This is a genomic window from Paenibacillus sp. JJ-223, from assembly GCF_927798175.1.
In the GTDB taxonomy this organism is placed as follows: domain Bacteria; phylum Bacillota; class Bacilli; order Paenibacillales; family Paenibacillaceae; genus Paenibacillus; species Paenibacillus hubeiensis.
In genome coordinates this window covers 1-25,634 of sequence record NZ_CAKMMP010000008.1, presented here as the reverse complement: position 1 = coordinate 25,634, position 25,634 = coordinate 1, and the positions used below count along the sequence as shown (strand labels likewise).

Below are 25,634 nucleotides of genomic sequence, written 5' to 3'. Positions count from 1 at the left end.
GGCTGAAGAGGTGAAACGGAACATGAGAGCACTCATTGTAGAAGATGAAATTCCGGCTAGCGAGGAACTGAATTACCTGATTCGCGCGCATAGCGCTATTGAAGTGGTAGACTGCTTGGAGGATGGGCTGGATGTGCTGAAATTTTTGCAGGAGCAGGAAGTGGATGTCATTTTCCTCGATATCAACATTCCGTCCCTGGATGGCATGATGTTGGCCCACCACATCGGCATGTTTGCCCGAAAGCCCTACATCGTATTTACCACGGCATATAAGGAGCATGCGGCAGAAGCCTTTGAGCTGGAGGCCTTTGATTATATTCTGAAACCGTATGATGAGAAGCGGATTGCTGCCATGTTGAAGAAATTAGAGGCTGCTTTTCGACGGGACCATGCAGAACTAGGCGCGGGTACAAAAACCTCGGAAACCGTGGAATCCGGATATGCACAAATCGCGAGTCAAACGGCCTCGAATGTACATGCTGTCCCAATGAAGGCTGTTAAAGGACAGCCAAACATGGAGCACCCTAGCATCGGCGGACATGTGGGGGAAGGGGGAACGAGTTCCGGAGAAAAGCATGCTGGAACTGGAACGCATTCCGCTGCTGTACAAGGCACGAGCGTAACAAGCGGCAAAATCAATTTGCTGCGCAATGACAACATCATCGTCACGGATCCGGCGGACATTTATTATGCGGAAGCGCAAGAGAAGGTCACGAAGGTGTATGCCAAAAGCGGGGAGTACACGATGCCTGTCAGCATTTCGGATTTTCACGCACGTTTGCCTCAGGAAATGTTCTTCCGGTGCCATCGCTCGTATTTGGTCAATCTGTCCCAGATTCGCGAAATCGTGCCCTGGTTCAACAATACGTACCTGCTTCGCTTGCGGGATCTGGAGGCCGAAGTTCCGGTCAGCCGCGGAAAGGTCAAAGAATTCAGGCAGCTCATGCGTATTTGACGGCAATTCATTCCGCATTTGATGCAACTCATGCCGAAATGGACGTTATGAATCCCCTTTCATGTATGATGGGTTTGTAAAGGAAAGGTATTCAGCGAAGCAGACGTCCATAAAGGGGAGATCATCATGAATGCGGCAATTTCATCCGGAGCTAAATCCGACACTACAACAATCAACGTGAACCGGTGGCTCATCGTGCTTGGCACCATCATTGTACAGATGGGACTGGGAACCATATACACTTGGAGTTTATTCAACCAACCGCTGGCCGATCGCTTCGGCTGGGATGTCAGCTCGGTTGCGATTACGTTTTCGATCACCAGTTTTGCGTTGGCATTCGCAACCTTGTTTGCCGGCAGACTGCAGGAACGAATGGGATTGAGACGACTTATCCGCATCGCCGGGGTAGTGCTTGGGCTGGGACTTATGCTTAGCTCGCAAGCGAGCTCGTTGACCCTGCTTTATATTTTGGCCGGTTTCGTGGTCGGTTTCGCCGACGGTACGGCCTACATTACGTCGCTGTCCAATCTGATCAAATGGTTTCCCGAGCACAAAGGACTCATTTCGGGAATCTCGGTGGGTGCTTTCGGCACGGGAAGTTTGCTCTTCAAATACGTGAACTCGGCGCTGATCGGTTCGGTTGGTCCCGCGCAGGCATTCATGTATTGGGGAATCATCGTTTTGGTGCTGATCGTGGCAGGTTCGTTCCTGATTCGGGAAGCCGTTATGCGTGAGCAGGGTTCTGCCGACACGGCCCAAGGAACGGCACAGGTGAATGCGCGCCATCAATATACGGTGAAAGAAATGCTGCGTACGAAAGAAGCGTACATGTTGTTCGTCATCTTTTTCACGGCTTGCATGAGCGGCCTGTACCTGATCGGCATCGTCAAAGACATTGGCGTACAATTGGCCGGGCTGGACGTGGCTACTGCGGCGAATGCGGTCGCGATGGTCGCGATTTTTAATACCGCTGGACGCATTATTTTGGGGGCGCTTTCGGACAAAGTGGGGCGCATGAAAGTCATTGCCGGTGCTTTGCTCGTGACGGCCATCGCCGTTATGACGTTAAGCCTGGTTCCATTGAACTTTGGCATCTTCTTTGCCTGCGTGGCAGCGGTGGCCTTCTGTTTCGGCGGAAACATCACCGTCTTCCCAGCCATTGTGGCTGATTACTTCGGGCTGAAGAATCAAAGCAAAAACTACGGCGTCATCTACCAGGGGTTTGGTTTTGGCGCACTGGCCGGGTCGTTCATTAGCGCCATGCTGGGCGGATTTCATCTGACGTTTATCGTCATTGCCGTACTTTGCGCCATCTCGCTGCTGCTTGCGCTGATCGTTACGCCTCCGGGCCAAAGCCGCCGTATGAGACAACGCGAACGGAAAATGAGCTTTAATCCTTCTTCCCGGGCGAGTTGAAGATACTATCCAAATCATCGATCCGGCAAAATAGAGTCAAACAGATATAGATCGTATGAAAGAAAACAGGCGGCTTCGCATGAGGCCGCCTGTTTTGCATGCCGTATCCAATTTCTTTTCTCCGGGCGTGCACGGATGATATGGCATCTGATATACTCTATCTACATCATCGCAGTACGGGTTTGTGTCTGTACAAAAGGAGGACATAAATGAAGTTCGTCAAATATGCCGCATCCCATTTCGATGACTATTACGCGCTTGTCTCCAATATGGAAGTCATGAAACAGATCACGGAGTGCACGACGCCCGAACCCGAAGCCCGAACGCAGTTCGCGCAGATGCTTGATTATAATGCCGGGCATATTGGCGGATATTATCGGGTAATGGATACTGCCGGAGTCGCTGTTGGTTATGCGAAACTGATTCCGGATGCAACCGATCCGGCACGGGCCGAGTTGGGTTACATGATTTTGCCGGAGCACTGGGGAAAAGGGTATGGCACCAAAATTGCTGCACGCCTGATTGAGCAGGCTGCCTTAGAATATAGGCAAATTGGCGTATTATACGCCATTATTGATCCTTCGAATGCAGCTTCGCGCCGTATTTTGACGAAACAGCAGTTTGCTTCAGTGTGGGTGGGCGATTACGAGGGTCTCCCGGGTGAAATATTGGAATTGGATTTGACACGCCAAAGATAGAGATTACACCAGATCTAGGGCGTGATACATAGACATCAGAAGGAGTTGGAGGAGATGGAAGTGAGCAACACAACGATGGAACGCTTGAATCTGCTCTTGCCGGAATGGTTGGAGACCAGCCGCTTGCATACAGGACAAGGGAAAGTCGCCTCGTATATCCCCGAGTTGGCCAAGGCTTCGCCTGACGGTCTGGGCATTCATATCATGGACGCCGAGGGCCGGAGCGTGTCGGCAGGAGATTGCGGCGTGACGTTTACGATGCAGAGCATTTCCAAAGTGTTTACCTTGATTCTGGCCTTGATGGACCATGGAGAAGAGGCCGTCTTTTTCAATGTGGGCATGGAACCTACCGGAGATGACTACAATTCGATGATCAAGCTGGAGCTGGTCGAACCCGGCATTCCGTTTAATCCGCTGATTAACGCCGGTGCCATTACCGTGTCTTCTCTCGTCGCCGGGGATTGCAAAACGGAAAAATCGCAGCGCATTTTGGATTTTTTTCGGAAATTGGCGCATAACGACCGGCTGGGCTACGACGAAGCCGTATTTCAATCCGAGTCGGAAACCGGACATCTGAACCGGTCGCTCGCCTACTTCCTGAAGCATAACGGCGTGCTTAAGGACGATGTGGAAGATGTGCTGGCCGTGTATTTCCGCCACTGCTCGATTGAGGTAACCTGTACGGATTTGGCCCGCATGGCGCTGGTGCTTGCTTATGACGGAACCGATCCCATTAGCGGGGAAGAACTGATTCCGCGCCGTTATGTGCAAATTGCCAAAACGTTCATGACCACCTGCGGCATGTACAACGCGTCCGGCGAATTTGCGATTCAGGTCGGATTGCCGGCCAAAAGCGGGGTGTCCGGAGGCATTCTGACCCTGGTTCCGGGGCAATTCGGCATCGGCCTGGTAGGTCCTGCACTGAACCGGAAGGGCAACAGCATCGCGGGCGTACATTTGTTGGAACGTTTGTCGAAGGAATTTCAGTGGAGCATGTTCTGATTGAAGCCGAGCTGAAGCCGTAACTTTATCATTACCCTTGGTGGCAGCCTGCAAAACCGTCACGGACCAAATTGCTTCTTTCGAACGAGCGATGGATGCCGGTGCAGGGAGCAGGCTGCGACACATCAAAGGTTTGGCATGCTAGGCACACGGTCCTGCAAGCCGGGCATCAGGCTTCTTATATATTGCAGTTACTGCCATCATTACATCGCGACCCGTAACCCGGCCTGTTTCATTCCTCGTTTGACCGCACCTTCTCGATGACCGCATCCGGTTTCCGGATCAAGGGTCGAGCCAAGCCCATGTACCTACGGGCCCATCTTCTCCAAGGCAAGAACACGTTTCATGATTCTGGAGAGAGTGATGCGTCTAGTCCGCCAGAGCAACATCCGTAATGAGATTCATCTGCACATCACGCATCCCGTCTTCCGTCTGCATGCGGAGCGTACGTGCGGGACGGTCCAAACGAACGACCTGACCGGTCACGCGCACATCGTCGTATTCGTGGAACAAGGTGATCGTGATTCGGTCCCCCAGCACCATGGAACTGCTAAGCAAACGCGACATTTCCTCGGCCGCCTGCATATCGAGGGAAGGACGGCTGCGGGGAGCAAGGCGCTCCTGATGCAAAATATAGGCCTCCCGATGTTCGGGAAGCATCATGCGCGAAGATTCGAATAACCCGTTATGCTGTAATTTTTTGCTCATTTGTAATGACCTCCGATTTTGTGGGCACGATCCTGAGCCTGCCCGGATGCATTCAGCGAGGAAGCACGCATGATGGCGGTGTCCCCGAATTTGCGTTTGATGCCGTCCGTGGCCCGTTCCAGTTCCCGCTTGCGATCCCGTCCATCGAACCAGGAGAGCTGTACTTCGGCATCCGACATAAGACCTGTCAAGGATACGCCGATGCGGCGGATGGGCAGACCGTCCCAGTGGCGCAAGAAGAGTGCGGCCGCAGCATCATAGACTTCGTCCGTGATGTTGGTGGGCTCCCCCACCTTCATTTGGCGGGAGAAACCGGTGGGCCGATCGAAATCATGCCCCCGGCAGCCGACCGACACAACCTGCCCCATGAGCGCTTTGTCCCGGGCACGCCTGCATACCAGTTCGGCTAATTCCAGCAGCACGACCTTAATATCCGCCCAAGTATCGTAGTCCCGGGGCAGCGTCATTTGGTGGCCGATCCCTTGCTGCTGATGGGCATAGGTTCCTGGCCTTACGGGCGAATCGTCGATGCCGCGGGCAATGCGCCAGAGCACCTCGCCGTTCACTCCCCAGCGTTCCCTCAGCCGGGGCAAAGGGGTCTGCGCGAGGTCGCCAATCGTATGAATGCCCATGTTGTACAGATGCTTTGCCATTCGGGAGCCAACCATGAACATGTCCCGGACGGGTTTAGGCCATAACAGTGCCGGCATATCCTTCCGGGGCAGGGTGCAGATGCCGCCAGGCATTTTTTTGGCGAAAAGGTCGCAGGCCATCTTGCTCACGACCTTGGTATCGCTGATGCCGATGCGAATCCGTACGCCCGTCTCATCCATGACCCGTGCCTGAATGCTGCGGGCAATCGTTTCCGGGTCGCCGAACAAGTCCAGACTTCCGGTGACATCCAGAAACTGTTCATCAATGCTGTAGGGCTCGACCAGGTCGGTATAGGACTGCAGAATGTTCGTAATGTGCAGCGACACCCGAATGTATTCGGCCATCCGCGGGCGGATGACGACGACGTCCGGACACTTGGCCAAGGCTTCGCCCAGCCGTTCGGCCGTCGTAATGCCGTATGACTTGGCGAGAGGGCAAGCTGCCAGAATGATGCCCGAACGGCGGGCGGGGTCACCCGCTACCACCAGGGGACGGTCCTTATATTCGGGATGTGCCGATTTCTCCACGCTGGCATAAAATGACTGGCAGTCGGCCAGCATAATGACAGGCCCCTTTTGGCGTTCCATGCGATTCTCTCCTTTGTCCATTGGTGGGCAGGATATTCCGAATGAACATCGGGCCTGCAGGATCGCGGCGTCTTTAGACGTGCGAACAGTGTAGTATATGATCATTTATCCATAGTATAGAACAAGTGTTCTCTTTTTATAAGCATATCCGAGAATGCTTCTTGCGACAACCGGAATTATTTGCAAATGGGAAAGGGGATGGGCAGAAGAGCGAAAACGGAGAAATATAGGGAATAAGAAGTGTGTTTTTACATTATATGTTATCTATCTGTGACCTCTGGGCGATGTCTGGGCGGTCGTTTTGATGTTTGTAAAGAAATATGATCAAGGACACGGTCCCATAGGGGGACTGATGTCCTTTTTTTCATTTTCTGCTCTTTTCAGAAAACCTTGATGCCATGCGGTTTTCCGCTGCTGCGTTATCGGACTATAGTATCAATTTTGTAATCTTTATGGTTAATACTGTAAAAATAAAGCGCAACTTTACAACATGACAGGCGTTTAATGGGGTAAGCGTCCAAGATTGACGTCAGCTTCAACCCGCCATACACATAACATCCTCGGGGGGGGACACGGCTGAAAGAAAAGATGTGGACGGGTGCTCAATCGCGGCGATGCATGCTTTGTTTTCATGGATGGTGCAGGCTTCTCAAAACGCTCAATTACTTGATTTTTTGAGAATAATAGGCAAAATGTTTCATTTTCAGGTTTGCTTCCATCAGCCTAGTTACAAAAGCAGAGTCTTGGCGCTATAGTGAGACTACACCGCAGACATCCCGAACGATGTCAACGAGCATGAATGCGAGAAATTCCGCGTTCCTCCTGGTTTCTGCAAAAAAAGAGGCGTGAGGATAAATTGCATAATAGTGAGGTGGGCAATCGAAGGCCATGAGCAGACGAAGACGAAAGCGCTGGATGCTGACGTTGCTGGCTGGGACGGCAGTGCTGGCCGGCGGAGTGCTGGCAGGCTGGCAGTTTATGCAGCCCCGGCTCGCGACGTACACGGCGGAGAATGGTGCGGAAATGAAGTTCAAGACCGAGGGAGCCAAGTTCATGGAGTATGGCCAGGATGGCATATGGCGGGAAATGTTCGTCAAAGGCGTGAATTTGGGCGCAACGTCGCCGGGCCATTATCCGGGAGAGTTTCCGCTGACCAAGGAGGATTATCAGAGGTGGTTCGGGCAAATTCAGGAGCTGGGCGCCAATGTGATCCGGATTTATACGGTCCATGAACCGATTTTTTACTCGGCTTTGGTCGATTACAATCGCGGCCGCGAGCAACCGTTATATTTTATACAGGGCATATGGTCGCCGGAGGAGCAGTTGATCGAGGGCAAGGACGCCTATGCCGACCACATCGTGCAGACGTTCAAACAGGAAATCGAAAAGGCGGTTTCCGCCGTTTACGGGGATGCGGACGTTCCCGAGAAGCAAGGGGCTTCGAGCGGGGAATATACGGCCGATGCGGGGAAATATTTGATGGCCTGGCATGTGGGCACGGAATGGGACCCGACCATGGTGGAGAATACCAATGCCAAGCATGCGGATGTTCCGCAGTACAAGGGAGCCCAGTTTGCGGGCACGGCGGATGCTTCGCCGTTCGAGAACTGGTTGGCTGAACTGCTGGATTACACCGCCGGATTGGAGAAAACATACGGCTGGGAACATCCGGTCACCTTCACCAACTGGGTGACGACCGATGTGCTCGAACATCCGGGAGAACCGTTGTACGAGGAGGATCTTGTCAGCGTGGATGCCCGCCACATTAAGCCGGTGGATTGGCAAGGGGGATATTTCGCGGCGTACCACGTGTATCCGTATTATCCCGATTTGTTCCATACGGATCAGACGCTGCAGACCATCAAGGATGAAAACGGGGAGTACAATACGTACAAAAGTTATTTGCGCAAACTGAAAGCCGAGTTTTCGGATATGCCTGTAATGATTACAGAATACGGCGTTCCTTCCTCGCTTGGCATTTCCCATCTGGGCATGGGCGGAAGGGACCAAGGGGGACACAATGAGACCGAGCAAGGCGAGATCGACGCTTCGCTGACCCAGGATATTTACGACGAAGGGTACGCGGGAGCCATCTTGTTCATGTGGCAGGACGAATGGTTCAAAAAAACGTGGAACACGGTGCCGTTTGAAATTCCGGCGGATCGGCGCGCGTATTGGCTTAATGTACTGACCAACGAGAAGATGTTCGGCTTGCTCGCCATGGATCCCGGCAAACAGGATCGATTGACCATCGACGGCAAGCTGGATGATTGGGACGCGCTGCAAGAAGGCGAGGTCAACGTTTGGCAGGGCAAGGTGGAAGGCATTCAGCAAATCCGAATGACCCATGACGAAGCCTACCTGTACATTGGCGTGACGCTGGACAAGCCATTCGATCCGAAGCAAACGCTGCTCCGTCTTGGCACGAACACGCTGACCGGCGGCAATCAGCCGGGCAAGCGCCTTCCGGGCCGGACGATGAGCGACGGTCTGGAAACGGTGATCACGCTGGGCAAGGATGACGAATCCGAAGTGGAAATCGCGCGGGACTATGATTTCAACAGGCGCTTGTACGGGAAAGACGGCTACAATATGCTTCCCAAGGAAGAGGAGTTATCCGATGATCCGTTTCAGCCTTGGAAACTGGCGGTCAGCCTGACCATGACTCCGCCCGATACACGATCTGCACATCCGTTCCTCGATGCCGAGGTGGGCATATTGAAACGTGGCACCAACGCTCCAGGCCAAGCGGACGAAGATTCGCTAACCGCTTGGCAGTACAGCGGGAACCAGGTGGAAATGCGAATTCCGTGGATGCTGCTCGGTTTCGGCGATCCAAGCTCCCTGCAAGTCATCCAATACGGACCTCTGCCGGGAGGAAGAACATTTGAGACGGAAACGACCCAAGGCATCACCATCGTTCCATGGTTGACGGATCGTGCCACCGGAAAAGTTGCATGGCCAGGCGGTGAGAAAAATACGCTGGATTTACGGACGCTGCCGGTCTACAGCTGGAAACCGTGGGAACAAGTAAACTACAGCGAACGCCTGAAGCTGAGCTATGATGCCATGCGGGAACGCTTCGAACAAATACCTAGTTTTCAAGGAGAATAACTAAGAAAAAAGAATGAGGAGGGCTTTGTCACATGTTTTCGAATTTGGCTTTGGCCTACCTGTTTCTATACATTTGTGCGGCGCTTGTCGTGATCGGGGTCATTCTGCTGTTTGCGATGAAAATATCCCATAACGGCAAAGAGCGCAAGGCGCAGTACTATGAGCAAAAGCAGCGCGACTACTTCGCGTATTTGCAGGCAGCGCTGGCGGAACAACGTCCGCTGCGTTTGCCGCCAGGCAAACTGGCCCCGCTCGAAAGGCGGGTGATTCAAAACAGGCTCATCGAATGGATCGACCAGTTTAAAGGCGAGTACCGCGACAAGCTGATTGCATTGTGCCGGGAAGCCGGCATGGTGGAACAGGATTTGAAGGAGCTCGGCAGGCTGCGTTACGGACGCCAGATCGATGCGGCATACCGCCTGGGCGGCATGCGCTGTCCCGAGGCGGTGCCGGGTCTGATGGAACTGCTCCGGGACGAGAAGCCGGGACCGATGGCGATTATGATCGCCCGCTCGATCGCAAGATGTTCCGCACGCCAGGGTGAACTGAAGGAGATGCTGGAGCTGCTGCTGACCAAGGGCAAATCGATTCACCACCTGGCGGCGGATATCTTGCTGGAAACCCGTCTGGACCCCAGCAAACTGTTGATCGAGCTGCTTGAATCGGACAAGCCGGATTTTGTGAAGGTAGGCCTTGTCGCCATGTGGGGACAGGCAGTACCGGAAGTGATGCCTGCGCTAGGCAAGCTGGTCGGTGCGGAGCATCAGGACGTGCGTGCCGAAGCGGTGAAGCTGTATCTCAGCGCAAGTCCGACGTTAAGCGATGAAACCATTCTCCGGCTGATGCAGGACGAGAGCCCGGAAGTGCGCGCCGAAGTGGCGCAGGCGCTTGGTTCCAAGCATGCCGCGGGCAGCATTCCATTGCTGCGCAAGGCGCTGCGCGACGAAGACTGGGGTGTGCGTCATAACAGCGCGGAGAGCCTCGGCAAGTTGGGCGAACCGGGATTCGAGGCGCTGTGCCAGGCGGCCATGCATGGAACGGGAGCCGAACGCGAGATTGCCAAACAGCACGTCGAGAGTATCATGCAGCATCCCGGACCCGGCGATCGCGGCGTGGAGCAGATGATTGCACATAACCAAAAACGACTGTTGTACGAGCGGTATTTTGGTCCCATGAAAGCCGGCAGGACAAACAAGAAACGCGCAGGCGTAGCCGCGTTAGGAGGGGATTACACTGCTTAGGGATCTGCTGTTCATTTACGGCATGGTGGCGATTTATTACGTCGTCTTTGTCAATACGCTTTATTTTTCGATTATGGCCCTGTCATTCCGCAACATCTGGACCATCTTCAGACGATCGAATTATTCGAAGTACAACACATTGTCCGGTTCGCAGCTGGTGCCTTCCGTTTCTCTCCTGGTACCGGCATACAATGAGGAACTGACGATTATCGAAAATGTAAACTGCCTGATGACGCTTAATTATCCGACGTATGAGGTCATCGTAGTCAATGACGGTTCCAGCGACAATACGCTGAAGCTGCTGCTGAAAGAATACAAGCTGAAGCCGATATCCAATGCCCAGGTTCGGGGCAAGATTTCTTGCCAGCCGATTCGCGGCATCTATCACAACCCCGAGTTCCCGGGCCTGTACGTCATCGACAAAGAAAACGGAGGCAAGGCCGATTCGCTAAATGCGGGCATCAACTTGTCGCACTATCCGCTCATTTCTTCCATCGATGCCGACTCCTTGCTCGAAAAGGACGCCCTGATTCGCATGGCGCGCATGTACATGGAGAATCCGGAAGAAACGGTGGCCATCGGAGGCGATGTGCGCATCGCCAACGGCTGCAAAATCGAGAACGGGGCCGTGCAGGACGTTTCGCTGCCGCGCAAAATGTGGCCGATGTTCCAGTCCATCGAGTATCTCAAAGCGTTTTTGGGAGGCCGGATCGGCTGGAGCCATATCAATGGCCTGATCATCGTCTCGGGAGCCTTCGGCCTGTTCCGCAAGGATTACGTCATTGCCGTCGGCGGATATCGCGACGGGTACCCGGGCGAGGACATGAACATCATTATCAAGCTGCATCGCTACATGCTGGAAAATAAACTGAAATACCGCGTGGCGTTCTGTCCCGAGGCCGTTTGCTGGACCCAGGCGCCGGATTCTTACCGGATCCTGTCCAGCCAGCGCAAGCGTTGGGGACGCGGAAATCTCAAAAACATGCTGGAAAACCGCGACATGCTGTTCAATCCGAAGTACAAGGTGATGGGACTCATCACGATGCCGTATAACGTCATTTTTGAAGCGCTGAACCCCTACTTCCGGATTACCGGTTTGCTGGCACTGGTCGGATACGTGCTGCTGGACATGACACAGTGGCCGATCCTCGTATTGTTCGGTGCCCTTAACCTGGTGAGCGGTTATCTGCTGAGCATCGGGGCGCTCATTCTGGAGGAGATTGCATTCAGACGTTACAACAAGCTGTCCGATCTGGGCAAGATGCTTGTATTCTCGGCCTTGAAGTTCGTCGGTTACCATCAGCTCGGCGTGTTGTGGAGATTGCAGGGACACATCCAGTTTTTGCAAAACAACAACTCCTGGGGCACGATGACGCGTCAGAGCTGGTCCGAAGAAAGCAAGGACACAACTGAAGCGGCTTGAGCTCGCGCCGTGATCCAAGCATGAGCCGGCTTCAGGCAAGCCGGCGTTAACGGAAGCAATACGGCAAGACCATGATAGATAATCCAAAGGAGAAGGGTGGAGAAAACATGTCGAATGCGGCGACATTGCAGCGTGAAGCTGCCGCGAACGTGTACCGAAGCATGGAGCAGGAAGTAAAGGGAATCGGGGCCGGAGCATGCGGCCTCATGTTTATCCATTGTGCAGGGCAATCCCCGCCGGAGCAGCAGGTTCGAACGTATCTGGAGCGAACGAACGAGTATGGCTTCCAGCTATGGCAGGATGGGACAACCCAAACGGTTGGCGTGCTGCTGCCAGGTCTGCTGTTGGATGAGGTCCACTATGAGGGTCTATGCATCAAACATCATTTGCTGGAAACCGTTCCGGGAGCACGGCCGCAGATCATGGTAGCCAGCTTCAAGGACAAGGATCGGCCGTCCCAGGTGGTCATCCAGCAAATGGCGGAATTCGCCCGACGGGTCGATTCCGCCGACATCCAGATCTACACGCCGGATCAGATGGCAGAACGGGCGGAGCGTATCCTGATTGTCGATAATGATCCGACGATCCGCGAATTTTTGCAATTGCGACTGAAGATGCAGGGGTACGAAACCTATGAAGCGGTGGATGGACTAGCAGCCCTCGAAATGATCGGAAAGGTGGAGCCTGACCTGGTATTGACCGAACTGAACTTGTACGGCATCGATGGTCTCCCGTTTATTCACCACATTCAGAAACTGGAGGTGGAACACCCGCCCAAAATCGTGGTGTTAACCGAGCAAAGAGTGGAGGAAACGATCAGCCAATGCTTCAGCAGCGGCGTGAATGACTATATGACCAAACCGTTCTCCCCGGTAGAACTGGATGCGAGAATCCGGCGGTGCCTGCACTGAGTAGGTTCAGATGATCGACAATCCATCATGAACAGTGCATAACAGCCGGATACTAGTCTCTGCCGAGACGTACCACGAACCATTATATAAGGCGAAAATAGCGTATGCACTAACGGAGAGACAGAACCAATCTGGAGAAGCGGAGCGTTCTGAAAGCTTTCTGAAGGAAAGCTGCATCGGAAGCATAGATTTATCTCCGGATTTTCCCCTTAGCCAAAGGGGATTCAACAAAATCCGGGGATAACGGCGATCAGAAGATGGTACTGTGCTCGAAGTGTCTGGTGCGAAACATCTTCGGCTTATATAAATACAAAAAACCAAAAATACAGCCTGGAGGGAATACCATGGAGAATCAACATGTTCACACTTTACTGAATGCGATTGAGAATAAAGAAGCGGTGCTCGGCGTTGTCGGGCTCGGTTACGTAGGTCTGCCGCTGGCCGTGGAAATGGTCAATCAGGGCTTCACGGTCATCGGCATCGACCTGGATGCATCGAAGGTGGATCGTATCTATCATGGCGATTCCTACATTCATGACATTTCGTCCGACGAGTTGAAAAAGGTGATGCAAACCGGCCGTTTTCAGCCGACGACGGATTACAGCCTGCTGCGCGTGATCGATGCGCTCAGCATCTGCGTGCCTACGCCGCTGAGCGAGAATCAGGACCCGGATACCTCCTACATCGAAACGGTTGTGGACCAGATCAAACGGCACATGAAGCCAGGCATGCTGATCACGCTCGAAAGCACGACCTACCCGGGAACGACCGAAGAGCTCATCCAGCAGGAGTTGGACAAAATCGGGCATGAAGCAGGCAAAGACTATTTCCTGTGCTTCTCGCCGGAACGGGTGGACCCGTCCAACGGACGTTTCACGACGTTCAATACGCCGAAGGTCATCGGAGGCACGACAGAATCGTGCCTGAAGCTCGGAACGGCACTGTACAGCAAATACGTGCAAACCGTCGTTCCGGTATCCTCCCCGAAAGTGGCTGAAATGTCCAAACTGCTCGAAAACACGTTCCGCAGCGTTAACATCGCGTTTGTGAACGAAATGGCGATGATGTGCGACCGCATGGGCATCGATATTTGGGAAGTCATCGACGCGGCGGCGACGAAGCCGTTCGGATTCATGCCGTTCTACCCGGGCCCGGGCATTGGAGGCCACTGCATCCCGCTCGACCCGATGTACCTGTCCTGGAAAGCGAAGGGCTTCCGTTTCTACAGCAAATTCATTGAACTGGCGCAGTCCACCAATGACAACATGCCGTATTACGTGCTGAACAAAGCCTCCGTCATTCTGAACGAATACGCAAAGTCGGTGCGCAATTCGAACGTGCTGCTGCTCGGCATGGCGTACAAGCCTAACATTGCGGACTTGCGTGAATCCCCGGGACTTGAGGTATACGAGCTGTTCAAAGAGAGCGGAGCCAACGTCAGCTACTATGATCCATATGCCGCTTCCTTCCGCGACAAGCATGGAGAGACCGTGCCAAGCGTGCCGTTCAGCCTGGAGCAGTTCAAGAAATATGACTGCATCGTGCTGATCACGAACCATAAAGACCTGCCGTATGGCGACATTGCCGACCTCGGCGTGCCGATTCTGGACACGCGCAATGCGTTCCGCAGCTACACGCAGCCGCATATTTACAAAATTGGCCATTCCGTTCAACATCCTGTGCTCGAACATAGCGAAGCGCTGCTCGTCTAAAGCCGATGACATTCAAGGGCAAGATGCCGGCCAAGGCAAAATGGGCTGTGCTGGCACTGACGTTCTGCCTGCTGCTCCTGCCCTGGCTCTTCCGGTGGTTCGCCACCGAGGAGCATAAGTCGACCTGGCTGTGGGATGCGTCGATCATTGCCGAGCAAACGCCGGAGATCATTGCGTTCACGAAAGAGCAGGGGATTGAAGTCATTTTCTTGCAGCTGCAGGATGAGGTCACGGAGGATGCATACCGCCATTTCGTTGCTGCCGCGCACAAGGCCGGAATGGAAGTGCATGCGTTGAACGGCCATGCGGATTGGGCTTATACGGAGAAGCGCGAAGAGGGTCTTGCGTTCGTGGACAAAGTAAAGGCCTATAATGAGGCATCAGCACCGGAAGAACGGTTCACGGGCATTCAATTCGACGTGGAGCCGTATCAGCTTCAGCGCTGGGAGCAAGAGCAGAGTGAGGTCATTGCGGAATGGCAGGACAATATGAGCGCTTGGACCGCCGAGGGCAAGGAAGCGGGATTGTACATGAGCGCGGCGATCCCGTTCTGGCTGGATGGGCGCGAAGCGGCAAATGGCGGCGGCACGCTCAGCCGCTGGATCATTAACCGCTTCGACGCAGTGGCCATCATGGCTTACCGGGACAGCGGACAGCAGATGTATGACCTTTCCCGCGAGGAGCTCGACGAAGCGGATGAACTCGGCAAAAAGGTGTGGATCGGCGCCGAACTCGGGGACACGCATGAAGGGGAGCATCTGACCTTCTACAACAAAACGTTGAGCAATATGGATGAAGAGATTGCGAACGTGTTCCGCCTTGGAAAGGAACATTCGTCTTTTGCAGGGGTGGCGATCCATCATTACCAAGCCTGGTATGCCAAGAAAAACGGCATTCCGCTGGCAAAAGGCAACACCAAGGAAGAACATCGCTGATATACGCAAGCGGAAGTGGCATTCGAAGACAAGCTTTCCTTAGGATAAGGAAGCTTGTCTTTTTGTCATGGTGTATGCAAAAAACACGGTGGGTCAGCGTTGGCTGCGCTCCATCATGCGGTAGCGGTTGGGCGGCTGCCCGACCTGCTTTTTGAACGCTTTGGAGAACGAAAACAAGTCCGGATAACCGACCGAGTGCGCGACTTCGGTTAACGTCAGCGGTGTCTGAACAAGCAAACGCTTGGCCTGGTTCATTTTGAGCTGTTGGATATACTGCACGGGAGAAAGACCGTAAGCTTTGCGGAACTGTTTCGCGAAATGGGTGCGATCCACCCCGGCATGCGCCGATACGCCTTCCACCGTAATGCCTCCCGCAAAATGAATGTCCATGTACTCCTTGCCTTTTTGAAGCCAGGGGATGGAGACGTCGGGCTGAAGCTCACGGGCTGCCGGTGAACGGCTGATCCGGTCGAATAGCCCCAGAAAACGGGTAAGCCGGCCCAGGTCGCTTGAACCTCCTTTGGGCTCGCGAACCTCCTCCATGAAAGCACGCATGCCATTCGCTGTTTCCGGCGTGAGTACGCCTGAGCGGTGTGGAGAGTCTGGCGTAAGGCCGATGCGTGCCAATAACTCGGTCGCCAGTTTTCCGTCGAAAGCGATGAAAATTTTTTGCAAAGGTTCTTCCGGATGGGTCCAATATTCGTGCGTGATGTGGGGAAAAAGACAGAAGGCATCTCGCGCACGCAGTGCATGACGCTGCCCGTTCTGAATGAATGTACCCTCGCCCTCCAGCACGAACAACAAATAATGGAACGGCGTGGTCCGCGGTCCAATGTGATAGTTGGTTTTGGCCATGTTGCGGCCGATACGGATCGGCCAGGCTCCGCCGGATTTTTCGAATTCGGATGGAGTGAAAAAAATGATATCCAAAAATTCGTGGTGATCCTCCTTCATGCGCTCGATCATGGGAACACCTCTTTTATCCCTAGAAGTATATAACCTATTATACAGGTGGGTTTTGTATATATTCAAGATGGAATCCGTCTCGTTTTTCATATTGACCACAAAATGACAAATTTAAGTTGTCGTAAAATGACATTGATCACAGACAAATCAATTGTTATGATGTGCATACCTTATTAAACCAAGTTAACTAATAGGCATTTGAGAATATGATGATCAGAAGCGATGAGTAGCTATATAAGTTGAACGAAACAATGACACAAATACGAAGGGGATCAAAAAAATCTGAGATAATGGCGACCGGATAATGCCAATCGGAAGATGGTTCGGACCGCGTGGTGACTTCGTGTAAGAATCATTGGTTCAACTTATATCATTTCAGATGGATTATCGGATGAAAGGAATGACCATGTTGAGTAAACACGAAGAGAGCAAACGCGAGGAATTGTCGTTCGGCTGGTTTTTGCCGACGGCGGGAGACGGAAAATATGTAGGCGTTGCGCCGGAAAGAGAGCCAAGCCTGGATTACCTGGTGCAGGTCGCTCAGACGGCGGAGACGGCCGGTTTTGAATTTGTGTTGATTCCGACGGGCGGAGCGTGTCTGGACGCATGGGTCGTCGGCTCGGCCGTCATGAGCCATACGCAGACATTGCGCCCGCTCGTCGCCGTGCGGCCCGGGTTGGTGGCTCCTGTACTCGCGGCCCGAATGGGGGCGGCTCTGGATCAGCTGTCCGGCGGACGGGCCATGATCAACGTGGTCACCGGAAGTTCGGTCAAAGATTTGGAAGAGCTCGGCGACCCGCTCGCTCATGCCCATGATGAACGTTATGAACGGGCGAGCGAATACATGGAAGTGATGAAACGCTCATGGACCCAGGCATCCGGCCTGAACCTGACGGAATTTGCAGGCAGCGGAGCAGGCGAAGAAGAGCAGGGATCGCAGACGGAGTTTAAGGGGAAATATTACCACTTCAAAGCGCCGGTAGGCATGCCGGAAACGGTGCAAAACCCGCACCCGCCCTTTTATTTGGGAGGCAGCTCGCCCATTGCCAAACGCATTGCGGTGGAACATGCGGACACGTTCCTGATGTGGGGAGAACCGCACGACTGGATTCAGGAACAGATCGAAGAAATCGAAACGATCCGCGAGCAGATCCGTCAGGAGACGGGGCAGAAGCGCGACATGCGTTACGGCATGCGGGCACAAGTGCTCGTGCGTGAAACCGAAGAAGAAGCATGGGCAGCCGCGTGGGAGATTATCAGCAAGGTGCCGCCTGAAGCGATCGAAAAAGCGAAGGCGGCATTTGCCGAGACAGATGCTACCAATCAGCGCAGGCAGAACGAGCTGCGGGAGTTGTCCGAGAAACAGCAGTTTGTCGTTGGACCCAATCTCTGGACCGGATTGTCCGTCGTTCGTTCCGGGGGTGCCATTCTGATCGTAGGTACGGCGAACCAGGTCGCGGAACGGTTGCTGGAATATGCCGACCTTGGCGTGAAAACGTTCATCCTGTCGGGATATCCGCACCTGGAAGAGGCTGAGAACTTCGGCCGCACAACGCTTCCGCTCATTCACAGCAAATGGAACGAACGGCGCAAGCAGCATCAGCCGCAGTCATAAGGTTTGGCGAATTCATTTCACTATTCATCTGGAGGTCAATGTTTATGAAAAAACATAAAAAAATGCTGCTTCCCTTGGTCAGCCTGCTCATCTTGTCCATCGTGCTGTCCGCTTGCGGCAGCGGGGCGGCTGAAGGAGGAAACGGCTCCTCGGATTCTTCGGGCAAGGTGACGATCAGCTTCATTCACTGGCGCGGGGAAGACTCCGAGGCGCTGAACAAAACGATTGCCGCCTTCGAGCAGGAGAACCCGAACATCAAGGTGGAAATGCAGACCCTTCCTTCCGATCAGTATCAGTCCACGGTACAATCCAAGCTGGGTGACGGGTCGGTAGGCGACGTGTTTACTTCGTTTCCGGGCGCGCAGTTCGAGGCCTTTGCCAAAGCAGGACTGTTCACCGATCTGACGGGATCTTCCTTCCTGTCGTCTTACAACCCGAAACTGATCGAAGCCGGACAGAAGGATGGGAAGCAATATGCCATTCCATACCAGCTCGTGTACAACATGCCGATCTATAACGTCAAACTGTTCGAAAAATACGGCCTCACGCCGCCGAAAGACTGGGATGGTTTCCTAAAGGCAGCCCAAACGCTCAAGGATAACGGCATTATTCCGATTGCTTTTGCCGGAGCAGATATCGGACCAGGGCAATTCATGAACACCATGGTCATGAACAATGCGCCGAGTGACGACATTTTTACAAAAGTAGAAGCCGGCGAAGCCAAGCTGACCGACGAATTCTGGGTCAAAACGCTGACCCAAATCAAGGAATTGAACGACAAGGGATATTTCCAGCCGAACGCGCTCGGAACCAAAGACGCTGCGGCCGGAGCGCTCTTCATTCAAGAGAAAGCGGCCATGCTGGCCAGCGGTTCGTACCAGCTCGCGCAGAACAAGCAGCAGAATCCGAATCTGGAACAAGGGCTGCTTGCTCCGATTACGGTCAGCGCCGACCAGGCCAAATATGAGGGCGTGCATACCACCACATTTATGTTGGCAGTGAACAGCAAATCCAAACATCCGGAGGAAGCGAAGAAGTTCATCGAGTTCCTGAGCAAGCCCGACGTGGCTGCCGAGTATGCCAATGCGACCGGACAGAACGTAACGGTGGACAACGTAAAATACGATTCGCCGGAGCTGCAGGTGGCAGGCGGCTGGTCCGGCAAAAAAACGGTATTCCAGCCGCGCTTTACGATTCTGAACGGGGACAACCAAAAGGCGGTCACCAACTCGATCCAGGCCGTGCTGAGCGGCACGTCTCCCGAAGAGGCGGCGCAGCAAGCCCAGGCGATCATTGATCAGAATATCGGGAAATAAGCCATGAAAAATCGGTTTCAGCTATCCCTGTTCCTGCTGCCCGGGTTGCTGCTGTACGCTGCGCTGTTCGTATTTCCAACGTTGACGGGGCTGTTCTACTCCTTTACGGATTGGGACGGGGTTTCCCCGTCCTATGCATTTGTGGGGTTGGACAACTACAAGGACAGTCTCGGCAGCATCGTTTTCCACAAAGCCTTTGGCAACAACGTCAAGTTCATGCTGACGGTGGTCATCGCGCAAACGTTCATTTCGCTGGTATTGGCATTGCTGCTCGTGCGCAATAGCAAAAGAAGCGTTGTATTACGGGCTTTGTATTTCCTGCCGGCCATTCTGTCCTCGGTATCGGTCGGCCTGATCTGGGCTTTCTTATATGATCCGTCCATCGGTTTGATCAACTACGGCTTGAATGAGATTGGCCTGACAAGCATGGCGCGCAACTGGATCGGCGATCCGTCCATCGCGATTTATTCCATTGCATTTGTACAGGTGTGGGCCCATGCCGGACAAATGATGATCGTTTTCATTGCTGGCCTGCAAAGCATCCCGGCCGAGTTGTACGAAGCGGCACGCATGGACGGAGGCGGCAGATGGCAGGTGTTCCGCAACGTGACCTGGCCGCTGCTCGCTCCATCGGCAACGATTGTGGTGGCGTATACGACGATTCAATCGTTCAAGGCGTTCGACCTGATCTTCACGATGACCGATGGTGGACCCAACTATGCGACCGAAATATTGACGACCTACATTTACCATACCGCCTTTGGCAGTTACTCGTTTGGTCTGGCCTCTGCGGGGTCCATGATCTTCCTGGTATTGCTTGCGCTGCTGACGCTCTTGCAATTCAAGGCACTGCGCGCCGATCGCGTCAGCTACTGATATCGGAACATCCGTCACTGAGCCGAGGCAGAAGGGAGTTTTCAAGTTGTTTAAATGGTTTAGCCGCCTGATTCTGCTCATTTATGCACTGCTCGTTCTGGTGCCGCTGTACTTTGTATTCATCTCGTCGTTCAAAACAAGCAGCCATTTCTTCACGAGCCCCTTCGGCTGGCCGGACCCGTTCACATGGGATAACATCACGGGCATGTTTCGCAACCAGCCGATGTGGCAGTACTTTGGCAACAGCCTGATCGTCACGCTCTCGACCGTTGCGATCGAACTGCTGCTCAGCAGCATGATCGCCTACGCCATCGTCCGTTGGGGAGGCAGTGTGGGCAAGGTGGTGTTTGCCCTGTTCGTGGCAGGGCTCATCGTACCTTCGCAGGTCAGCATGCTGCCGATCTATTCCTTGACGCGAACGCTGGGGTGGTCGGATAGCCTGACCGGGCTGATCGTGGTATCCGCCGCGATGCTGATGCCGGTTTCCGTCTTTATGCTGACCGGGTTCATGCGCATGCTGAATGCCGAAATTTTGGAGGCAGGCAGCATGGACGGCGCGAGCGAGTGGAAGCTGTATTCCCGCATCGCGCTGCCGCTGGCTGCACCGTCCCTGGCCGCGACGACCACCTTTTTGCTCGTGATGGTCTGGAACGACCTGCTGATTCCGATGCTGATGCTGAGCAGCAAGTCCAAGCTGACGCTGCCGCTCGCGCTGATGCAGTTCCGGGGCGAGTATGTCACCAATTATCCGATGCTGCTCGCCGGCGTGTTGATCACGGCCGTTCCGATGATCGCGCTGTTCATCATGCTGCAGCGGTATTTCGTGGCAGGCATGACGGCGGGATCGCTGAAAGGATAGAAAGATGCATGAAACCGGATCGAACTTAACGTTCGATCCGTTTTTTTGTGAGCGTTGCATTCTGGCTGAATTGCCAATGAAGTGCTTGCAAGGTATATGGGTAGGTAAAAAACTAAAAGGATGTTTATGGTTTGTAATATGGGAAATGGAGGGACGAGGACCTATTTTCGTTTATATCGGTAACCTTTTTAATCGTCGTCGCGTTTGGGTATGTAAGTGTAACAAAGGTAAGTGAGCTTACCGAATCGAAAGGGAGATCTGCCATGATTTCGTTATCTAACGTATGGAAGAGCGTACCAATGTTGGCCTTGGTGTTTATGCTTGCGGCTTGTTCCGGAACGAACGCACCGTCTTCTTCGCCTGAATCATCTGCTCCATCGCAAAATACGGAGGCGCCCGAGTCTTCCCCTTCTGCTGGGGAAGGAGAACCGAATCCGGGCAACGAACCGGGTGAGGATCATGAGGGAACGTCGCCGTCGGCTACAGAAACAGAACGTCCGCAGAGCGAAAGCTTTGGCCTGTTGACGCCGGAAGGAAATAAGACGTTGACCGCCCAGCTTCATCAGGGCGAAGGATTTTCCCTGTACGTGTTTGACGGATTTGCTTTTGATGCGGAGAAAGGCCGTCTGTCGCTGGAGAAAAACGCTGATTATTATGCAGATATCGAACCGCTGCCTGAAGGATACAATCTGGAAGAGCTTCGGGCCGCGGGCGAGAAAGAGCTGGGTGCCCACGGCGAGGTGGCCGATTACAGCGGCGAACTGGTGGAACATCCGCTGGGCTTTGCGGCGCTGTATCTTCAAACCTCGGGCGAGGGCGGAGTGTGGGACTACATGGTTTGGGAATCGGAAACGGGAGATGCGTTCCTGTTCCGTCTTCATAACCCAAAAGAGGAGGAAGCATCCGATTTTGCCAGCCCGGTTCTCGTTTCTTTATCCACGGTTCGCAGCGATTAGATCAGTTGAACCAATGATTTTTACACGGAGCCACTACGTAGTTAGAAACATCTTCCGATCGCTGGGATCCCCAGATTTATTCAAATTCCATCTTTCAAAGGGGAAATCCGGAGAACAGTCTATGCTTCCGACCAGCTTTCTTTCAGAAGGCTTTCAAGCGACGGCTCTGCTTCTCCAGATTGGTTCTGCCTCTCCGTTAACATGCGGATATTTTTTTTGCGGTTTATATCAGAATATAAATTTTAAAGGGCAAATTTGAAGGTAAGGGCGCAGGGTGCAAGGAGTTGTTGCATCCTGTTTTTTTATTTTCTCCCATTAACAGGATGAATGCCGCAACCAGGCTGTAAACGGTTGGTCATTCCTACGTATTTTTCATTGCTTTCTGGATCATTCTGCATAATAATGGGTTAGTGTCATTATGACGATTACGAGATCGAGGGAGCAATGATCGAATGAGCAATCTGGAAGTGTTGCGTAATCCCAAGCAGCGCAAGCTGCTATTCAGTGCCGGCATGAGCTGGTTGTTCGATGCGATGGAGGTAGGCATGATCTCCTTCATCGTGGCTGCGCTGGCCAAGGAATGGAACCTGAGCGCAGGTCAGGTGGGCGTGCTCACCAGCATTAATTCCATCGGCATGGCGCTTGGCGCGCTTCTTGCGGGAGCGCTTGCCGATCGGTATGGCCGCAGGGCGATCCTGATCTGGACGCTGTTAATCTTTACGATCGCGAGCGGGTTGTCCGCGCTCGCCACCGGATTCGCCGTGCTGTGCGTGCTGCGCCTCGTGGCCGGCATCGGTCTGGGCGGTGAACTGCCGGTAGCTTCGACGCTGGTATCCGAGTCGATTCCGACCAAGGAACGCGGCCGGGCCGTCGTGCTGCTGGAGAGCTTCTGGGCGGGCGGCTGGATCGTATCCGCGCTGGTGGCGAACTTTGTCATTCCGGAATACGGCTGGCGCATCGCCTTTGCGATCGGCGCGGTGCCCGCAATCTATGCGCTTTATTTGCGCAGAGTCATCCAGGATCCGCCACGGTTCAAGGAGAACACGACGATCCGCAAAACGACGTTCCGCGAAAAAGTGGCTACTGTCTGGTCCGTTCCGCATCGCCGTACCACGCTGATGCTGTGGATTCTGTGGTTTACCGTCATTTTTTCGTATTACGGCATGTTCTTGTGGCTGCCTTCGGTCGTGATGGCCAAAGGGTTCACGCTGGTGAAGAGCTTCCAGTACGTGTTGATCATGACGCTGGCGCAGCTGCCGGGATATTTCACCGCTGCGTATTTCATTGAACGGTTTGGCCGCAAGTTTGTGTTGGTCGTTTATCTGACCCTGACCGCAGTGAGCGCGATCGCCTTTGGATTGGCAACGACGGAAGCGGCGATTTTGACGGCAGGGATTTTCCTTTCCTTCTTCAACCTCGGTGCATGGGGCGGATTGTACGCATACAGTCCGGAGCTCTATCCGACATCGGTGCGTTCCACGGGCGTGGGCTTGGCGACATCGGTCGGCCGAATCGGCGGCGTCATCGCACCATTCATGGTCGGTATGCTAGTGCAGCGAGAGGTGCAGATCAGCACGATTTTCACCATTTTCTTCGTCACCATCCTGGTCGGAGCCGCGGCGGTATTGTTCCTGGGCCGGGAAACCAAGGGACAGGAGCTGGAAGATTAGACGGCATAAGAAAACCAATCATTCCCTGTGCAGGTCTGTCAGCCTAAGTTGTACGTGATTGGGCAAGTTTTAATGCAATGTTAGAAGAAAGGCGTGAGCTTGGCGTGACCCAGGACTCATGCCTTTTTGCGTTGTGTTTTCAGAGCGTGTGCCTCTGCTCCATCGGTCCGATAGACTTCGTTTCCGGCATTGCCTAAGATTATAGAACGTGGAACGATCACCGGCATGAACGATCCATGAAGCCAATCCGGATGCATTGAAGTGGAGGTAATCCGAAATGATGAACAAGCTGACATCGATGAAAGATCTGAAAAAACTCATTCAACTCAAAAACTTGAAAAACGCGCGAAATACGATAGACACAAACGACATGCATAACATCACTGCGAATGTGCTGGAGCATCCATCGGTGACGCTTCAGACAGCAAGCTTGGGAGAGTCCATGCGGCCGGAGCTCGGCCAAGCACGCAACAAACGCCCGGGGAGGGGGGCTGTACTGCTTGGCACATGCTTGTTGGCAGCAGGCCTGGCCTTTTCGGTGGGCGCACCTTCGGCGGGAGCCCAGAAACTGGCGCAGGGCGTGCAGAATGATCAGGTGCTGCAGCTGCAGGAACAACTCAGCGACCTGGGTTATTTTAATGCAGGCTTGACCGGGTATTACGGCACGGTGACCCAGAGTGCGGTACGCAATTTCCAGCGCCATGTCGGTCTGAGCGCGGACGGCATCGCTGGCCCGAAGACGTTAACCAAGTTGAATGCCAAAATAAAGGCTGAGGGTCGTACGTTGCGCCAGCTTGCCAAGTTGATTCACGGTGAGGCTCGGGGAGAATCGTTTGAAGGACAGGTGGCTGTCGGCGCCGTTGTGCTCAACCGTGTGCAGTCGGACAAGTTCCCGTCGTCCATTTCGAAGGTCATTTTCCAGAAAGGGCAGTTTACCGCGATTGATGACGGCCAGTTCAACCAGAAGCCGAGCCAAACGTCGTATCGTGCCGCCCGCGCTGCACTGAATGGTTCAGACCCGACGAACGGTGCGCTGTATTATTACAACCCGAAGATCGCAACGTCCGTGTGGAGCAAGAGCAGACCAACACTGCTGACGATCGGGCAGCATGATTTTACGCGGTGAAGGAAAGTATGTTTAAAACAAGGCGGATTGTCAAAATTGTTTTGACAATCCGCCTTGAAAAAATTCTTCCCTTTGGTTTAACGTTCGAATATGGCTTCGATTTCGGAGAAATTTAACCTTTCTGAACGGTTAGAGTGATATTCATCGTCTACTTCCTTAAAAAAAGAATCAATAATACTTTCTAAATTATTTGTGCTAACATCATATGAAGCTGGGAGGGTAATATAATTAGTTATATTTCTGTCTAACAAAGAAAGTTTCTCTTGTATTTCTTTTTCAATATCATCAGTTATTTTTTTTTCTAAAGTCGCGACTATAGCATCTTTATCAAAATCTACTTCTTCGTGATCTCTAAAATAGTAGACTTTAGTATTCTCCTCAAGTAACTTTTCAATTTCAGAATTATCGCAGTAGTTGGAAGCATCTATATCTTCTACATAAGATAATATTGAATCATTAATTGTATCCTCAAATAATGGGTTGGTCCAAGAAAATTCCAAATTATTTTTTGAATAACAATCATTGAGTAGATTTATTGTTAAAATCGACTCATCTAAATCTAAATAGTGTAGTAAATTCTGAATATTATCTTCCTCTTCAATGAATTCATTGATAGAGTAATAAAAATACAATTCTTGATCAAGCAGATACTCTAATACTTTGCCATGAGTTAACCACTCTTTCTGCGAATAACTATAACAGTAGGAGTTACTTAAATAATTAAATATGATTTGCTTGTAGTTTTTATTTTTTATCTTATATTTACAGATAAAGGATGTAATGAAATAGTATTTTTCTTTATCATTACTAAAATCAATTTCATTTATTTTTTCATTTATGATTAGTTGAGAATATACATTAGATAATTCTTCTTTTGAATAACATCGTTCAAAC

At 52.8% G+C, this 25,634-nt stretch carries 21 protein-coding genes; 17 read left to right on the top strand and 4 right to left on the bottom strand.

All coding sequences use genetic code 11. The features are described from left to right. Positions 1 to 22 precede the first annotated feature (22 nt). From L6H98_RS15285 to glsA, 4 genes are all read left to right on the top strand, one after another. The gene (locus tag L6H98_RS15285; RefSeq protein ID WP_236416398.1) at positions 23 to 955 is read left to right on the top strand and encodes a LytTR family DNA-binding domain-containing protein; all 933 of its coding nucleotides are present in this window, start codon (positions 23 to 25) and stop codon (positions 953 to 955) included. Between the two features lie 126 nt (positions 956 to 1,081). Beyond that, positions 1,082 to 2,371, top strand: a complete 1,290-nt coding sequence (locus L6H98_RS15280) for an OFA family MFS transporter (RefSeq protein WP_236416395.1) — start codon at positions 1,082 to 1,084, stop codon at positions 2,369 to 2,371. Positions 2,372 to 2,580: 209 nt separating this feature from the next. Further along, complete coding sequence (locus L6H98_RS15275; protein WP_236416392.1) at positions 2,581 to 3,069, top strand: GNAT family N-acetyltransferase; 489 nt, start codon at positions 2,581 to 2,583, stop codon at positions 3,067 to 3,069. A gap of 54 nt (positions 3,070 to 3,123) precedes the next feature. Beyond that, positions 3,124 to 4,071, top strand: coding sequence for a glutaminase A (gene glsA / locus L6H98_RS15270; protein ID WP_236416389.1), 948 nt, complete (start codon positions 3,124 to 3,126; stop codon positions 4,069 to 4,071). Between the two features lie 369 nt (positions 4,072 to 4,440). Here the strand turns inward: glsA and L6H98_RS15265 are convergent, their stop codons facing one another. Continuing rightward, positions 4,441 to 4,779: a YolD-like family protein gene (locus L6H98_RS15265; protein WP_236416387.1), complete on the bottom strand. Its 339-nt coding sequence runs from the start codon at positions 4,777 to 4,779 to the stop codon at positions 4,441 to 4,443. Continuing rightward, positions 4,776 to 6,020 carry a DNA polymerase IV gene (locus tag L6H98_RS15260; RefSeq protein ID WP_236416385.1) on the bottom strand — a complete coding sequence of 415 codons (1,245 nt, stop codon included), beginning with the start codon at positions 6,018 to 6,020 and terminating at the stop codon, positions 4,776 to 4,778. Before L6H98_RS15260 ends, L6H98_RS15265 begins: the two co-directional genes overlap by 4 nt. A gap of 888 nt (positions 6,021 to 6,908) precedes the next feature. On the opposite strand from L6H98_RS15260, the gene L6H98_RS15255 reads away from it, so the two are divergent. The 6 genes from L6H98_RS15255 (at position 6,909) to L6H98_RS15230 (ending at position 15,356) form a co-directional block, all read left to right on the top strand. Continuing rightward, positions 6,909 to 9,134: a hypothetical protein gene (locus L6H98_RS15255; RefSeq protein ID WP_236416383.1), complete on the top strand. Its 2,226-nt coding sequence runs from the start codon at positions 6,909 to 6,911 to the stop codon at positions 9,132 to 9,134. 32 nt (positions 9,135 to 9,166) lie between these two features. Continuing rightward, positions 9,167 to 10,375: a HEAT repeat domain-containing protein gene (locus L6H98_RS15250; RefSeq protein WP_236416381.1), complete on the top strand. Its 1,209-nt coding sequence runs from the start codon at positions 9,167 to 9,169 to the stop codon at positions 10,373 to 10,375. A 22-nt stretch (positions 10,376 to 10,397) separates the two neighbouring features. Further along, positions 10,398 to 11,798 carry a glycosyltransferase gene (locus L6H98_RS15245; RefSeq protein WP_236416379.1) on the top strand — a complete coding sequence of 467 codons (1,401 nt, stop codon included), beginning with the start codon at positions 10,398 to 10,400 and terminating at the stop codon, positions 11,796 to 11,798. A gap of 107 nt (positions 11,799 to 11,905) precedes the next feature. Next, complete coding sequence (locus tag L6H98_RS15240; RefSeq protein ID WP_236416377.1) at positions 11,906 to 12,709, top strand: response regulator transcription factor; 804 nt, start codon at positions 11,906 to 11,908, stop codon at positions 12,707 to 12,709. A gap of 344 nt (positions 12,710 to 13,053) precedes the next feature. Then, on the top strand, positions 13,054 to 14,421 hold the full coding sequence (locus L6H98_RS15235) for a nucleotide sugar dehydrogenase (protein WP_236416375.1): 1,368 nt from the start codon (positions 13,054 to 13,056) through the stop codon (positions 14,419 to 14,421). 23 nt (positions 14,422 to 14,444) lie between these two features. After that, positions 14,445 to 15,356, top strand: coding sequence for a hypothetical protein (locus tag L6H98_RS15230; RefSeq protein ID WP_236416372.1), 912 nt, complete (start codon positions 14,445 to 14,447; stop codon positions 15,354 to 15,356). Positions 15,357 to 15,449: 93 nt separating this feature from the next. Here the strand turns inward: L6H98_RS15230 and L6H98_RS15225 are convergent, their stop codons facing one another. Continuing rightward, positions 15,450 to 16,322: an AraC family transcriptional regulator gene (locus tag L6H98_RS15225; protein ID WP_236416369.1), complete on the bottom strand. Its 873-nt coding sequence runs from the start codon at positions 16,320 to 16,322 to the stop codon at positions 15,450 to 15,452. A 400-nt stretch (positions 16,323 to 16,722) separates the two neighbouring features. On the opposite strand from L6H98_RS15225, the gene L6H98_RS15220 reads away from it, so the two are divergent. The 7 genes from L6H98_RS15220 (at position 16,723) to L6H98_RS15190 (ending at position 24,740) form a co-directional block, all read left to right on the top strand. After that, positions 16,723 to 17,937, top strand: a complete 1,215-nt coding sequence (locus tag L6H98_RS15220) for an LLM class flavin-dependent oxidoreductase (protein WP_236416366.1) — start codon at positions 16,723 to 16,725, stop codon at positions 17,935 to 17,937. A 44-nt stretch (positions 17,938 to 17,981) separates the two neighbouring features. Beyond that, positions 17,982 to 19,253: an extracellular solute-binding protein gene (locus tag L6H98_RS15215; RefSeq protein WP_236416364.1), complete on the top strand. Its 1,272-nt coding sequence runs from the start codon at positions 17,982 to 17,984 to the stop codon at positions 19,251 to 19,253. A 3-nt stretch (positions 19,254 to 19,256) separates the two neighbouring features. After that, complete coding sequence (locus L6H98_RS15210; RefSeq protein WP_236416361.1) at positions 19,257 to 20,129, top strand: sugar ABC transporter permease; 873 nt, start codon at positions 19,257 to 19,259, stop codon at positions 20,127 to 20,129. 46 nt (positions 20,130 to 20,175) lie between these two features. Further along, entirely contained in the window at positions 20,176 to 20,988 is an 813-nt protein-coding gene (locus L6H98_RS15205) for a carbohydrate ABC transporter permease (protein WP_236416360.1), read from the top strand. Positions 20,989 to 21,251: 263 nt separating this feature from the next. Then, positions 21,252 to 21,944, top strand: a complete 693-nt coding sequence (locus tag L6H98_RS15200; protein ID WP_236416359.1) for a hypothetical protein — start codon at positions 21,252 to 21,254, stop codon at positions 21,942 to 21,944. Between the two features lie 452 nt (positions 21,945 to 22,396). Further along, a complete protein-coding gene (locus tag L6H98_RS15195; protein WP_236416356.1) occupies positions 22,397 to 23,614 on the top strand; it encodes an MFS transporter in 1,218 nt (405 codons plus the stop codon). A 277-nt stretch (positions 23,615 to 23,891) separates the two neighbouring features. Then, on the top strand, positions 23,892 to 24,740 hold the full coding sequence (locus L6H98_RS15190) for a cell wall hydrolase (RefSeq protein WP_236416354.1): 849 nt from the start codon (positions 23,892 to 23,894) through the stop codon (positions 24,738 to 24,740). A 77-nt stretch (positions 24,741 to 24,817) separates the two neighbouring features. Here L6H98_RS15190 and L6H98_RS15185 read toward each other — a convergent pair. Beyond that, positions 24,818 to 25,634: hypothetical protein (locus L6H98_RS15185; protein WP_236416352.1), on the bottom strand; the 817-nt coding region annotated here is incomplete at its 5' end.